Origin of the sequence: Paenibacillus silviterrae (assembly GCF_030167925.1) — a bacterium.
Taxonomy (GTDB): domain Bacteria; phylum Bacillota; class Bacilli; order Paenibacillales; family NBRC-103111; genus Paenibacillus_G; species Paenibacillus_G silviterrae.
This window is the reverse complement of the sequence record NZ_JASKUT010000001.1, coordinates 1166549-1181034: the sequence shown is the minus strand read 5'-3', so window position 1 is coordinate 1181034 and position 14486 is coordinate 1166549. Positions and strand designations below refer to the sequence as shown.

Here is a 14486-nt window from a genome sequence, read left to right as displayed (position 1 = left end):
GCTCATCCCTCGTTTCGATTAGCTAGCTGTCTGAGTGCCGACTTTATTTCCTTCAGCTGTGTATCGATTCTCGCATCAATACTGCCGAAGGACGAGCGAACGACACAACCGTGATCCGTTACCGACGGGTCAGGAATAATCTGGAGCTCCGCTTGGGAATCGATATGAAGCAGCAGCTCTTCTCTCGCATCCTGGATGTAAGTAAAGTGGGCCGCTGATACACACAAGGTAATGATTCCTTTTTCCCGGCGCCGGGCAAGTACGCCTTGGATCAGCTCGATAACCCAGCCGGATTCGATAGTTAGCTGATGGCCGATGATCTTCTCCGCAATGGCTGTGCTAAGATCAATTAAGAACGGTTCCGATTCTTGAATGATCTGCTGTTTGAGTACATAGGACTGCTCTAATACTTGGGCCGCCTCTTGAAGCATGCCTTGGTATTGCTCGCGAATTTGTTCTTCAGCTTGACGCAGCCCGTCTTCATAGCCTTGCTGAAACCCGTCTTGCCTTGCTTGAGCGAATAAGTCTTGATCCTGAGTTCTGCGCTCGCTCCACCATTGTTCAATTTCTGCTTGAGCCTGCTCCTTAACGGCAGCAGCCTCCTCCATAGCAAGTCGTACCTGTTCTTCAGCAAACGATTCGGCATCCTGCAAAATTTGATTTTTCAGTTCATTCGCTTCATTGATCTGCTGTTGGTATTCTTCCGACGTCCCGTCCTCAATGGATTCTTCTTCCGGCATAACAAAGGCAGGGCTCGGAGGTGCCTCGACGATCTTCGTGTCTTCTAATGAAACGTATTGAAAATACTTGATGACATTAGACAACGATATCATCTCCTCCGCCGCGGGCGATGATGATTTCACCGGATTCTTCCAAACGACGAATAGTTGCTACGATGCGGGTCTGCGCTTCCTCTACATCTCTCAAGCGTACCGGGCCCATAAATTCCATTTCTTCCCGGAATGATTCAGCCATCCGCTTGGACATATTCTTGAAGATCGCTTCGCGAACCTCTTCACTCGCTACCTTCAGAGCAAGCTGAAGATCGGCGTTCTCGATATCCCGAATAATCCGCTGAATCGAACGATTATCAATGTTAACAATGTCTTCGAAGACAAACATTCTCTTCTTGATCTCTTCCGCAAGCTCCGGATCCTGAATTTCAAGGGAATCCAGAATGGTGCGCTCTGTCCCGCGGTCAACACCGTTCAAAATTTGAACGATGGAGGTAATACCCCCGGCATTCGTATAATCTTGCGTCACCGTTGAGGACAGCTTTTGTTCAAGCACCCGTTCTACTTGACTTATCACCTCAGGCGATGTGCTGTCCATCAGGGCAATACGTTTCGCTACGTCAGCCTGCTTGTCCTGAGGCAGCGATGACAAAATGATAGAAGCTTGCTCGGGCTGAAGGTAGGCGAGCACTAAAGCGATTGTCTGCGAATTTTCATTCTGTATAAAGTTTAAAATTTGCGCCGGATCCGCTTTACGAGCAAAATCAAAAGGGCGAACCTGGAGGGTGGCCGTCAGACGGTTAATAATATCAAGCGCCTTCTGCGAACCGAGGGCTTTCTCCAGAATGTCCTTTGCGTACGAAATGCCGCCTTGCGATATGAATTCCTGCGCCAAACAAATTTGATGGAATTCAGCCATAATGGCTTCCTTCTCTGAGTTATCCACCTTACGGACATTCGCTATCTCCAGCGTTAGCTGCTCAATCTCCTCATCCCGCAAGTGCTTGAAGATTTGTGCGGATACCTCCGGACCTAAGCTGATAAGCAGAATAGCGGCCTTCTGACGACCGGATAAACCGGATTGCAGCACTTTAGCCAAGCGAGCTCACCCCTATTCTTCTACTAACCAAGTACGCAGCAGATTGACGAATTCCTCCGGCTTTCGCTTGGCGAGCTGTTCCAGCTGTTTACGTACTTGATTTTCATTATTCACATTATCGATATCAATGGTTGGGAACTCAACCTTCGGCGCTTCGGAAGCCGCCAGCATTTCTTCCTCGAGCTCCTCCGCGCGTTGTTTGCGGCGGCGAACCATCCAGAATGCGCCACCGGCAAGCAAGGCCAGTGCCAAACCGCCCAATGCCCCGTAAAGCAGCATCTGATTTGTGCTTGTCGCTTGATTTTCCGCTGTTCGAGCAAAGGTATGCGGGAAAACGGTAACTTTTTTGGCAATGTCATCGTCAGTAGGAGCAGGACGGTTATCGGCCAGCGCCGCACGAACCACGTTAACCAGAATTTGACGAACGGCTTCCGTCGTCTCCGGCGTAAGCGACGCAGGATCCGCAGGATTCGGTGGTTCAATACCGACATTAATGGTTAAATCTCTTACAACCCATGGTGTAAGCTCAATTTCGTTCTTGATGCGGTTCACTTCCAGGTTGACGGTCCGGCTCAGTTCTTCGGAATTCGATTTTCCGGTGTTGCTAGCGCCGGGATAGCCCGGTACGTCCGTTTGACCGGTACCCGGAACGCCGCCAGTCTGACCGCCTCCATCGCTTGAATAGTTTTTGGAAATTTCCTGCAGCGATATTTCCAGTCCTTTTTGGTCGACTTGGTTAGGAGCTGTAACAAGCTGCTCGGTCTTTCTTGTCTGATCAAAATTTATCGTAGAGAATACACTTACAATAACTTTGTCCCTGCCGAGAATGGTACCGAGCATTTGCTGTACGTTCCGCTGAACATCCAAGCGGAATTGATTGTTGATGTCAAAATGCTCTTTTGCGCGGTTGCCTGAAGTGATTGATGCGCCGCCCTTCGAATATTCGAGCGGGTCGCCATTCTGATCGGTAATCGTAATGTTCTCAACCGGCAAATCGGTTCGGCTGTGAGATACCAGTCGGTACATTGAATCAATTTTCGCTTGATCCAGCTGATAGCCTGGTTTCAGATTGACGACAACCGAGGCCGAAGCTTTAGGTTGGTCACCGCTTCGAAGAAATAAGCTTTTCTCCGGCAAGCTGATTAAGACCTTGGAGCTGTTTACTGCACTGTTGGCATTGATCAGCTGTTGAAGCTCGCCTTGTACAGCATTTACGTATTTTACATCGAACTCGCGGTCGGTCGTTCCGAAAGTGCTGCTTTCGTTAAAAGCTCCGAATCCGACATTACCCGATTTATTCAAGCCCTGCGACTCGACTGCCAGCTTAACGCTTGCCACCTCGCTGCGAGGCACTCCGATGCTCTTGCCGTCTTCACTTAGCTGGTAAGGAATTTTGGCTCCGTCCAGATAGCCCTTAATTGCCGCTGCATCGCCTGGCTGTAAATTTGTATAAGCTAGAGCGTATTCCGTCTTCGAAAAATTATAGCTAATCACACCCACGGTTAGAAGCAATATGACAATTGTGGCTGCGAACGTAATTTTTTGCGCTTTGCTAAACTGACTCCAGTACTGTTTCACCCGGTTCCAATACTGGACAACATTCTCGTTCACTATTTCACCCCATCCGATCGACTGAAGCTAAGATTCATTCAAGTTAGACCTGCATTCTCATAATTTCCTGATAGGCTTCGATCATCTTGTTGCGTACCTGAACCGTTAGCTGCAGTCCAAGGGATGCTTTTTCTGAAGTGAGCACCACTTGGTGCACGTCGGAAATTTCGCCCCTTACAAATTTCTGATTAACGTCATCAACAGCCTGTTGCTGTTCATTCAAGTTCGTGATAGCCTCATTCAAAAAACGCCCGAATTGCTCCGAAACCTCTGCCGGACTTGCCGTCTTAGGCTGCACCGAGGCTACCGTCTTCAGCGGCTGCATGCTTACCTTGTCAATCATTTAAAACTTGCCCCTCTCAATCTTGTCTATTATCTTCCAATTTCCAGAGCCTTCGTAATCAGACTCTTGGAAGCATTCAACGCCGTAACGTTAGCTTCATAAGAACGGGTAGCTGAAATCATATCGACCATTTCCTTAAGCACATCCACATTCGGCAGCATTACAAAGCCATTCTCATCCGCATCGGGATGCGTCGGATTGTAGACCTGCTTAAAGGGAGAAGTATCTTCTATCACCCTGGTGACACGAACACCTTCTCCTGCTCCGCCGTTCTGCGCATTCTGCAGGGCCTGAGCGAACGTCTGCTGCTTAGGCTCGAGAGTAACGAGCTTTCTTTGGTACGGAACCCATTTCCCATTGACAAGCTGTGCTCTTGTCGAATCCGCATTGGCGATATTGGAAGATATGACATCCATACGAAACCGCTGCGCCGTTAATGCGGAAGAGCTGATATCAAATCCATTGGTCAATCTCATCTATTATCAACCCCTCCCGTCGATCACGGTTCTCAGTTTCTTCAATTCCCCGTTAACCTGCTGTACCATTACGTTATATCGAAGCTGGTTTTTGGCCATCAGCGACATCTCGTAATCAATGTCCACGTTGTTTAAATTGTTGTTGATAGCCGTACTATTGTCCTGAATCACCTGAGGCATCGGCCGAGCCGGCTTTCCAATCTCGAAGTGCCTCGGATCCGTTCGATATCCTTGAACGGCAGGTCCCTGGAGCTCCTGTTGAAGAAGTTCCTCGAACTTCACCTCTGACCTTTTAAAGTAAGGCGTGTCGATATTTGCGACATTATCTGCAATTACCTTCTGACGCAGAGTTGCAGCATCCAATGAACGCTCCAGCATATCAAATCCTGGCTTATTAAATACATACATGATGGATATCCTACTTTCGTATAGATATGTAAGATAGATATTCAACAAGCTATGCAGAATATCCTCCTTCGTTCGACATTTTCGCTGAAAAAAAATATAACAACGCTGGCATATTATGTAGTTACGTGGAACTATTCCTATATTGGAGAATGTCGACAAATAATACAATAAGAAAAAAGCCCTATATTTTTGAAATATAGGACTACTTCTTAAAAATTTTTGATTAATTTTCTTTATTTCACGCTTTGAATTCCTTGGAGCAGCTGATCGTTCAGAACGCGAATATAAGTTCCCTTCATTCCGAGAGAACGGGTTTCTATGACCCCAGCGCTTTCCAGCTTCCGCAGCGCGTTCACTATCACGGAGCGGGTTATGCCAACACGATCTGCAATTTTACTGGCAACCAATAGACCTTCCATGCCATCCAATTGCTCGAAAATATGCTCAACCGCCTCCAGCTCGCTGAATGAAAGCGAACCCACAGCGACCTGCACCACCGCCTTGCCGCGGGCTTCGATTTCGATCTGCTCTGCCTTCTCCCTCAAAATTTCCATCGCTACGACAGTGGAGCCATACTCCGCCAGAACCAGATCGTCATCAATGAAATCGTTCCCTGATTTTGTTAAAATGAGTGTGCCAAGACGCTCGCCGCCCCCAATGATCGGCACAATCGTTATATGAAAGCCTTCTTCGGATCCATGCTCGCCAAACACATCAAACTCGCTTCCCGCCTCAAGATTGGAAGACGTCTCTTCCACTTTGAGGAGGAGCTGGTTATAGTCCGCCGGAAATCGATTTTCCTGAAGATGCGGGTTTGGCTCAAACTCGAAGGCCGATTCCCGGGAACGTGCGCTCCCGAGAATTTTCCCTTTGCGGCTCACTACATAAATATCCGCAGCAAGGATATCGCTTAGCACTGCGGCCATATCCATAAAGCTGACGGGATTGCCTGCTTCCTTCTGCAGCAGCTTGTTTAACCTTCTTGTCTTCATTAATAATGTCATGGCGGAAGCCCCCCGGTTTCGTAAACATGGAAAACGACCGGTTAAGAAAAGCCTTTATCGAAGCCCTTTCAAACAAGTTTCTGAGTGTCTGCGAGGATGCTTTTCTTGAAATCCCAGTAACATTCATCCGGTGCTACAAAATGTATTGACTCAAATCGCGATTTTGCACAATGTCCGACAGCTTCTCCCGAACATATTCCGGAGTAATGACGATTTGTTCCAGCGTGATCTCAGGTGCCTCAAAGGAGAGGTCCTCGAGCAGCTTTTCCAGAATCGTGTGAAGGCGGCGTGCGCCGATATTATCCGTATTTTGATTGACCTCAGCGGCAATCTTGGCGATTTCCTCGATGGCTGCATCGGAGAATTCCACTTCGATGCCCTCGGTTTCCAGTAATGCGGTATATTGCTTGGTTAAAGCGTTCTGCGGTTCTTTGAGAATAAGCACAAAGTCTTGCTGGGATAAGCTGCTGAGCTCGACCCGAATCGGGAAGCGCCCCTGAAGCTCCGGTATTAAATCGGACGGCTTGGCAATATGGAATGCCCCTGCGGCAACGAACAAGATGTAGTCGGTTTTTACCGGACCGTATTTTGTCATGATGGTAGAGCCCTCAACGATAGGCAAAATGTCACGCTGAACGCCTTCTCGAGATACGTCCGGTCCGCCGCCTCTGCCGGAGCTCGCAATTTTGTCGATCTCATCGATGAAAATGATCCCGAGCTGCTCGGCACGCTTCACTGCCTCTTGAATCACTTCGTCCATATCCAGCAGCTTCTGAGCCTCTTCCTGTGTCAGCACCTTGCGCGCTTCCTTAATCGGCAGCTTACGCTTCTTGGTTTTTTTCGGAAGCAGCGATCCGAACAGCTCCTGCATATTCATGCCGGCTTGTTCGTTTCCTTGACCGGCCAGCATATCAAGCATCGAAGGGGAGCTGTCCTCTACCTCAATTTCAATTACCTGATTCTCCAGCTCGCCGCGCTGCAGCTGTGCCTTCATTTCTTGCTTGCGGGCCGTAATATAGGAATCGGACGGCTGATCTGCCGGTTCCTGCTGCTGATTGCCTGCGTTGCCGAACAGCATCTCGAATGGGTTCTTTTGCCCGCGCTGCTTGGATGGGGTCGGCACAAGAATATCCACAATCCGCTCATTGGCCAGCTGCTCAGCGCGATCCTTTACCTTCTCCGCCTTCTCCGCCTTCACCATACGAATGGCGGTCTCCACCAAGTCTCGCACCATGGATTCAACATCCCGGCCAACGTAACCAACCTCGGTAAACTTGGTTGCCTCTACCTTAATGAAAGGAGCATTGACCAGCTTCGCTAATCTGCGCGCGATTTCCGTCTTACCGACACCCGTAGGTCCGATCATTAATATATTTTTTGGAACGATCTCATCACGGATTGTTTCGTCCAGCAGACTACGGCGGTATCGGTTACGCAGTGCAACCGCTACTGACTTCTTCGCTTTCTTCTGTCCGACAATGTACTTATCAAGCTCGGCAACGATTTCCCTAGGGGTGAGTGATACCTGCTTCAACACGCATAACCTCCCTTATTCGATCTCTTCGACAATGATGTTATGGTTCGTAAACACACAAATTTCGGCAGCCATGGTCAGTGCAGCATGAGCGATTTCCTTCGCTGACATTTGTGGAGCGTAGCGGTGTAAAGCACGTCCAGCGGCCAAAGCGAAGCTGCCACCGGATCCGATCGCCAAAATCCCGTCATCCGGCTCGATAATTTCACCGTTTCCTGAGATTAACAGCAAATTGTGCTGATCCATCACGATCATCATAGCCTCAAGCCGACGCAGTACCCGGTCGGAGCGCCAATCCTTGGCCAGCTCCACTGCGGAGCGCTGAAGATTGCCCTGATGCTCCTCCAGCTTGGACTCGAATTTCTCAAAAAGTGTGATGGCGTCAGCCACGGAGCCTGCGAAGCCGGCAACCACTTTGCCGCGATACAAGCGTCGCACCTTTTTGGCTTGACTCTTCATCACCATACTGTTCCCAAAGGTTACTTGCCCGTCTCCGGCAATGGCCCCTTTGCCTTCGTGCCGAATGGCGAATATGGTCGTAGCGTGAAAGGTTTGTTCCATAGCCTCTTCCTCCTCCATTCATGACGAAAACTAAGCCTGCTATCTGCTTAGTTCCCGAAGGTTTAAGCTCTTGGGTGAGCCCGATTATAGACGGATTGCAGCTGATCTCTTGTCACATGAGTATAGATCTGGGTAGTCGATACATTCACATGGCCCAGAAGCTCCTGAACGATCCGAAGATCAGCCCCGGCTTCCAGCATATGGGTGGCGAATGTATGACGAAGCGTATGCGGACTAATCGAACGGGCGCCGGCCATCGTTTGGATATATTTATCAACAATTCTCCGGACGCTGCGGTCCGTCAATCTCGTTCCGGTATAATTTACGAACAAGGCTTGCTCCGACACATCCTTGCAAAGCTTGGAACGACCTTCCTCTATATACCGCTTCAAAGATCGTAAGGACATTTCCCCCAAAGGCACATAACGCTCCTTAGTGCCCTTTCCCATGACTAGCGCAATCCCATTATGTATATCGACGGACCTCAAATTAAGACCTGTCAGTTCACTTACACGTATGCCCGATGCATACAACGTTTCAAATATGGCTTGATCCCTCATCCCGAGCGGATCGGTAACGTCCGGAGCCTTAAGCAGCTGCTCCACTTCTTCAAGATACATAAATTTGGGTAGTCGTTTGTCAAGCTTTGGGGTTTTGATATAAAGAAACGGACTTGTCTCTATGTAGCCTTCCCTGACAAGATATAAATAGAAGGAACGCAGAGCGGATATTTTTCTGGAGACACTTCGTTTTGCATAATCGTTTGCCATAAGCGAGGCCAAGTAGGAACGGACCGTTAAATAAGAAACAGCAGCAAAATCATCGATTTGTTGCTGCCTCAAATAATCGGCGAACTGCTGGATATCATTAGCATAGTTTTGCAGAGTAAGCGATGAGCTGCTCTTCTCAACAGACATGTATCGAAGATAGCCATCGACCCAATGATCGTTCTTCACCGGCTGTCCCCCTTCAAGGCTTTGCAATAGTTCGCTTATGCTAACCATACAAAGCCTTTCTCATCGTACCATAGGGACGAATTTATTTACAAGTTAAATTGTATTGATTTTGAGAAAAATTCTGAATTTTCTCAATTGCGCGCATTGCGATTTTTTCATTCTTAAGCTTTTTGTTCTTGATTTTCTCGTCAAGCGGCGGAAACAACCCGAAATTGGCATTCATCGGTTGGAAATGTTTAAAGTCCGCGGTCGTAATATAGTTCGCCATACTGCCCAAGGTTGTATCCGGAGGGAACAAGACCAGTTCCTCCCCTTTAGCAAATCGCGCAGCGTTCATACCGGCAATCAGACCGGAGGCTGCGGATTCGACATAGCCTTCTACACCCGTCATTTGCCCAGCGAAGAACAAATTGTCCCTTCCTTGAAACTGATAGGTCGGACGAAGGAGCTTGGGGGAATTAATGAAGGTATTGCGGTGCATCACGCCGTACCGTACGAATTCCGCATTCTCTAAGCCCGGAATCAAGGAAAATACGCGCTTCTGCTCGCCCCACTTCAGATGGGTTTGAAAGCCTACCAGATTGTACAACGTGCCCGCTGCATTATCCTGTCGCAATTGAACTACAGCATACGGTAAGGTACCCGTGTGCGGGTTGACAAGTCCTACTGGCTTCATCGGACCGAATAATGCCGTTTGCTTGCCTCGCTTCATCATGACCTCGATCGGCATACAGCCTTCGAAGTAGATTTCCTTCTCGAACTCCTTTATCGGAGCCGCTTCGGCCGAGATGATCGCTTCATAAAAGACATTGAATTCTTCTTCGGTCATCGGACAGTTCAGATAGGCTGCCTCGCCTTTGTCATAACGTGAAGCGAGGTATACCTTGTCCATATCGATCGAGTCCTTCTCTACAATCGGCGCTGCAGCATCGTAGAAGTAAAGGTAATCCTCGCCCGTTAATTCCTGCAGATGCTTTGACAGCGCAGGAGAGGTGAGCGGCCCGGTAGCAACGACTGTAATTCCGTCAGGAAGCGATTCCAGCTCCTCGTTGCGCACCTCGATCAACGGATGGTTCCTCAGAATGGATGTTACCTCTCCCGAAAAACCGTCCCGATCCACCGCCAAAGCACCGCCAGCAGGCACCGCATGCTTATCCGCCGCTCGCATAATCAGCGAATTGAGCATCCGCATCTCTTCCTTCAACACGCCCACGGCATTCGTGAGTCCGTTTGCACGAAGCGAATTGCTGCAGACCAGTTCAGCGAACTTGTCCGAAATATGGGCCGGCGTCTTCTTCTCAGGACGCATTTCATATAAAACGACCGGAACCCCTTGGCTGGCAATTTGCCAGGCAGCTTCGCTGCCAGCCAAACCGGCTCCGATGACTGTAACCTTCGGTGTATCTGTCAAGATGCGCACTCCCTATACTTAAGTTTACTCCTCGATTGACTCCAGATCGTCGTCTTTGGCTTCTTCTTTATAATCACACTGGACGCATTGGATGAATGTGCCCGATTTATTCCGCTTCTCCACCGCCAGCGCTCCGCACTTCGGACACGGCTTCTCCGCCGGTTTATCCCAGGATACGAATTCACAGCCTGGATACTTGTCACAGCCATAGAAGATGCGTCCTTTTTTGCTTCGTCGCTCGATGATTTTCCCTTCCTTGCAGGTCGGGCAGGACACGCCGATATCTTTGACGATCGGCCTCGTATTTCGGCAGTCCGGAAACCCGGAGCAGGCTAGAAACTTGCCGAAGCGACCCATTTTATATACAAAATGGCTTCCGCACTTCTCGCAAATTTCGTCCGATACCTCATCCTGGATTTCAATCTTCTCCATCTCTTCTTCCGCGACCTCAAGCCGTTTCTCGAACGATTGATAGAACGAATCAAGCACCTTAACCCAGTCTTGGCTTCCTTCCTCAATATGGTCGAGCTCCTCCTCCATCTGAGCCGTAAATTCTACGTCCAGAATTTCAGGGAAAAATTCGATCATTTGCTGGATGACCAGCTCACCGAGCTCGGTAGGAACGAACTTCTTCTCCTCAATCGCTACATAGCCGCGCTTTTGGATCGTTTCGAGTGTGGGAGCATACGTACTCGGGCGCCCGATTCCCATCTCTTCCAGCGCTTTTACCAGACGTGCCTCGGTATATCTCGGAGGAGGCTGAGTAAAATGCTGCTTCGGATCAATCGTTTTCGTTTTTACCTTATCGCCTTGCTTGAGAGGAGGCAAAAACTTCTCGTCATCCGTCGTTTCGTCGTCACTGCCTTCAACATAGACCTTCATAAAACCGTGGAACTTCACCTTCGAACCGACCGCACGGAAGGTTGTTGTCGCCGCGGCAATATCCACCGTCATTGTATCCAAAATAGCCGAAGCCATCTGACTTGCCAGAAATCGTTCCCATATCAGCTTGTACAGACGGAATTGATCTCGGCTTAAATACTCCTTGATCTGGTCAGGCTCCCGCAGCACCGAGCTGGGACGAATGGCTTCATGCGCATCCTGTGCGTTGGCATTTTTCTTTACATATTGCCGCGGCGTCTCGGGATAAAAATTGCTTCCGAATTTGCCTACGATATAATCTTTGGCTTCCTCTTGAGCAACCGGCGAAATTCGTGTCGAATCCGTACGCATGTAGGTGATCAAACCTACGGTTCCCTCACTCCCGAGATCAATCCCCTCGTACAGCTGCTGAGCGACGGACATCGTCTTGGCGGCCCTGAAATTGAGCTTTCGCGCCGCTTCTTGCTGCATGGAGCTTGTGATGAACGGCGGCGAAGGATTGCGCAGACGCTCTTTCTCTCTCACTTCATTCACAACGAAATCGGCCTTAGCAATGGCAGCCAGTATTTCATTGACTTCAGCTTGGTTCGAAAGCTCCTTCTTCTCCCCGCGAAGACTATGAAACTTGGCTTCAAATTCCGTTGTGCCGGCGATCAGCTTCGCCGTGATCGTCCAGTATTCTTCAGGTACGAACGCGTTGATCTCATTCTCGCGATCGTAAATGAGCTTCACAGCGACCGATTGCACGCGGCCTGCGGATAATCCCTTCTTTACCTTTTTCCAAAGCAGCGGGCTGATCTTGTAGCCTACCAGCCGATCCAGGATCCGGCGAGCCTGCTGAGCGTTTACCAAGTCGAGGTTAATCTTGCGCGGTGTTTTGAATGCATCCTTCACCGCTTGCTTCGTAATTTCGTTAAATACGACACGGCAAGGCTCCGTATCTGAAACATCCAAATAATGCGCCAAATGCCAAGCGATCGCTTCCCCTTCGCGATCAGGGTCAGCCGCCAGATAAATTTTTTTCACTTTTTTACTGGCATCCTTCAGCTCTTTGAGAACAGAGCCCTTACCGCGGATAGTGATATACTTCGGCTCGAAGTTTTTCTTTATTTCGACCCCAATTTGACTTTTCGGCAAATCCCGGATATGCCCCATGGAGGCTTTGACGATGTATTTGCTGCCCAAGTATTTGCTGATCGTTTTGGCTTTTGCGGGTGACTCCACAATGACTAACGAATCGGCCATAGTCGTCCTTCCCCCTTCAACAAGTATGAATATGTATAATCATCATCAAGGTATTGTGTAGACTGAACCTGGGAGCTCGACGATACGTTTTTTCAATTGTAAATTTAACAGAACTGAATGCAAAAGTCCAAAGGTAAATTGACTTTGCAGCAGCAGCTCGTCGATATGACAGGATCGAAAGGTGAGAATGTCGATTATTTTTTGCTCCTGGTGCGTCAATGGATCCAGCTGTCGATTACGATTAATGTATGCCGATTCATCCAAGGATATCCGGTGTGCATACTCCTCCACAATGTCCTTTGCACAGGTGACCAGCTTGGCACCCTGCTTCAAGAGTGCTAATGTGCCTTGACTCTTGGGTGATGTAATCGGCCCCGGTACGGCGAACACATCTCTTGATTCCTCCAGCGCCTGATCCATGGTAATTAATGAGCCGCTCTTTAGGGCAGCCTCTACTACCACGACCCCCAAGCTTAGGCCGGCAATGATTCGGTTGCGCTGTGGAAATAAACCGGGGCGCGGCTTTGTGCCGAACGGATACTCGGATACAATAAGCCCCTGAGCTCCTACTCGTTCAAACAAACGTTTGTTTTCCTGTGGGTAAATCTGATCGATCCCGCAGCCTAACACACCGATCGTGCTTCCCTTCTGTCTTAACGCCCCTTCATGCGAAGCGCTATCAATCCCCCGGGCAAGGCCGCTTACGACACATAAGCCGGCAGCAGATAGGGCTTCAGCCAAGTCTTCCGCCGTTCTCTTGCCATAGGCGGTAGGTGTACGCGTGCCGACCATTCCGATACACGGCAGCTGCAGATAGTCCGGCTCGCCTTTGTAGTAAAGCACCCACGGCGGCTGTGCCGTATGCTTCAGCAGGACCGGGTAATGATCGTCCCACAGGGTAAGCATGCCTATGCCTCGATCCTCATATTGCTGCAGGAGCCGAGCATATTTCTTATCGTCTAATGACTGCAGGAGGTGCGTAAGCTGAGCTGCCTTTTTCTGCGAAAATCCCGTCAATTCAAAGTCCTGCTCATTCCATTCCAGCACTTCCGTCAGTTCCGGATGGATGATAAGCAGCTGCTGAATCGTCTTCCAGCCGATTCCTTCGGTCTCATGTAAAGCGATTAGAATACTGCGGTTATCCATATTAGTATATATCCTCCTTTGTCAAGAAACAACTTTGTCCCTTCGCGCCAGAAAAACAAAAAGCCTCTCCACTCGCCGCTTGGCGAAATAGAGAGGCTTCTTGCCTATCTCATTGCATATTTGCTCTATATAATAGAAGCAATTATTTTTTAGTGATGCACTTCTCCAGCAAACCCTTCTCTTCGAGCACGCTCACAAGAGTAGAGCCCATTTCGGAAGGTGTAGGAGCTACTTTAATGCCGCAACGCTCCATTGTAGCGACTTTCTCAGCCGCTGTACCTTTACCGCCGGAAATGATGGCGCCCGCATGACCCATACGCTTTCCTGGAGGCGCCGTTTGACCGCCGATGAAGCCGACAACCGGCTTCTTCATGTTCGCTGCGATCCATTCTGCCGCTTCTTCTTCTGCCGTTCCGCCGATTTCACCGATCATGATCACCGCATAGGTATCAGGATCTTCGTTGAACAGCTTCAGAATATCGATAAACTCGGAGCCCTTCACCGGGTCTCCGCCGATACCTACTGCGGAGGATTGGCCGATGCCGCGAGTGGACAGCTGATGAACGGCTTCGTAAGTCAATGTTCCGCTTCGGGATACGACACCAACATGACCAGGCGTGTGGATATAGCCCGGCATGATGCCGATTTTGCATTCGCCCGGTGTGATCACGCCAGGGCAGTTCGGCCCGATCAGACGGGAGCTTTTGCCTTCCATATAACGAGAAACCTTCACCATATCAAGTACAGGGATACCCTCTGTGATACAGATGATCAGCTCGATCTCTGCATCTACAGCTTCCATGATCGCATCCGCTGCAAAAGCCGGCGGAACATAAATAACGGAAGCCGTTGCACCCGTAGCTTTCTTCGCGTCAGCAACGGTATTGAAAACAGGAAGGGACTTAACTTCGCCGTTCTCAAGCGTAATATCAATGTTTGTACCGCCCTTGCCCGGAGTTACGCCGCCAACCATTTGAGTGCCGTAGTCGAGGCCGCCCTTGGTGTGGAACATACCTACAGAGCCGGTGATCCCTTGCGTGATAACCTTTGTATTTTTATTTACTAAGATACTCATT

Annotated in this window: 14 protein-coding genes; all 14 read right to left on the bottom strand. The window is 49.3% G+C overall.

Going from position 1 to position 14486, the window contains the following annotated elements:
- Positions 1-2: 2 nt before the first annotated feature.
- On the bottom strand, positions 3-824 hold the full coding sequence (locus QMO62_RS05075; RefSeq protein WP_284639037.1) for a FliH/SctL family protein: 822 nt from the start codon (positions 822-824) through the stop codon (positions 3-5).
- Positions 817-1833: a flagellar motor switch protein FliG gene (gene fliG / locus QMO62_RS05070; RefSeq protein ID WP_284639035.1), complete on the bottom strand. Its 1017-nt coding sequence runs from the start codon at positions 1831-1833 to the stop codon at positions 817-819. Before fliG ends, QMO62_RS05075 begins: the two co-directional genes overlap by 8 nt.
- A gap of 12 nt (positions 1834-1845) precedes the next feature.
- A complete protein-coding gene (fliF, locus tag QMO62_RS05065) occupies positions 1846-3444 on the bottom strand; it encodes a flagellar basal-body MS-ring/collar protein FliF (protein ID WP_284639033.1) in 1599 nt (532 codons plus the stop codon).
- 43 nt (positions 3445-3487) lie between these two features.
- Positions 3488-3787, bottom strand: coding sequence for a flagellar hook-basal body complex protein FliE (gene fliE, locus QMO62_RS05060; RefSeq protein WP_284639031.1), 300 nt, complete (start codon positions 3785-3787; stop codon positions 3488-3490).
- Between the two features lie 29 nt (positions 3788-3816).
- Positions 3817-4263 carry a flagellar basal body rod protein FlgC gene (gene flgC, locus QMO62_RS05055; protein ID WP_284639029.1) on the bottom strand — a complete coding sequence of 149 codons (447 nt, stop codon included), beginning with the start codon at positions 4261-4263 and terminating at the stop codon, positions 3817-3819.
- Positions 4264-4269: 6 nt separating this feature from the next.
- Entirely contained in the window at positions 4270-4671 is a 402-nt protein-coding gene (gene flgB / locus QMO62_RS05050) for a flagellar basal body rod protein FlgB (protein WP_284639027.1), read from the bottom strand.
- A 233-nt stretch (positions 4672-4904) separates the two neighbouring features.
- Positions 4905-5675 (bottom strand): GTP-sensing pleiotropic transcriptional regulator CodY, encoded by a 771-nt coding sequence (gene codY / locus QMO62_RS05045; RefSeq protein WP_284639025.1) that lies wholly within the window; start codon positions 5673-5675, stop codon positions 4905-4907.
- Between the two features lie 133 nt (positions 5676-5808).
- Positions 5809-7209 (bottom strand): ATP-dependent protease ATPase subunit HslU, encoded by a 1401-nt coding sequence (gene hslU / locus QMO62_RS05040; protein WP_284639023.1) that lies wholly within the window; start codon positions 7207-7209, stop codon positions 5809-5811.
- A 15-nt stretch (positions 7210-7224) separates the two neighbouring features.
- Complete coding sequence (hslV, locus tag QMO62_RS05035; RefSeq protein WP_284639021.1) at positions 7225-7770, bottom strand: ATP-dependent protease subunit HslV; 546 nt, start codon at positions 7768-7770, stop codon at positions 7225-7227.
- Positions 7771-7832: 62 nt separating this feature from the next.
- A complete protein-coding gene (gene xerC / locus QMO62_RS05030; RefSeq protein WP_372516706.1) occupies positions 7833-8687 on the bottom strand; it encodes a tyrosine recombinase XerC in 855 nt (284 codons plus the stop codon).
- 121 nt (positions 8688-8808) lie between these two features.
- The gene (trmFO, locus tag QMO62_RS05025) at positions 8809-10137 is read right to left on the bottom strand and encodes an FADH(2)-oxidizing methylenetetrahydrofolate--tRNA-(uracil(54)-C(5))-methyltransferase TrmFO (protein ID WP_284639017.1); all 1329 of its coding nucleotides are present in this window, start codon (positions 10135-10137) and stop codon (positions 8809-8811) included.
- Positions 10138-10161: 24 nt separating this feature from the next.
- Positions 10162-12264 (bottom strand): type I DNA topoisomerase, encoded by a 2103-nt coding sequence (gene topA / locus QMO62_RS05020; protein ID WP_284639016.1) that lies wholly within the window; start codon positions 12262-12264, stop codon positions 10162-10164.
- A gap of 45 nt (positions 12265-12309) precedes the next feature.
- Positions 12310-13410 carry a DNA-processing protein DprA gene (gene dprA, locus QMO62_RS05015; protein WP_284639014.1) on the bottom strand — a complete coding sequence of 367 codons (1101 nt, stop codon included), beginning with the start codon at positions 13408-13410 and terminating at the stop codon, positions 12310-12312.
- Positions 13411-13552: 142 nt separating this feature from the next.
- Complete coding sequence (gene sucD / locus QMO62_RS05010; RefSeq protein WP_284639013.1) at positions 13553-14485, bottom strand: succinate--CoA ligase subunit alpha; 933 nt, start codon at positions 14483-14485, stop codon at positions 13553-13555.
- Position 14486: the final 1 nt, after the last annotated feature.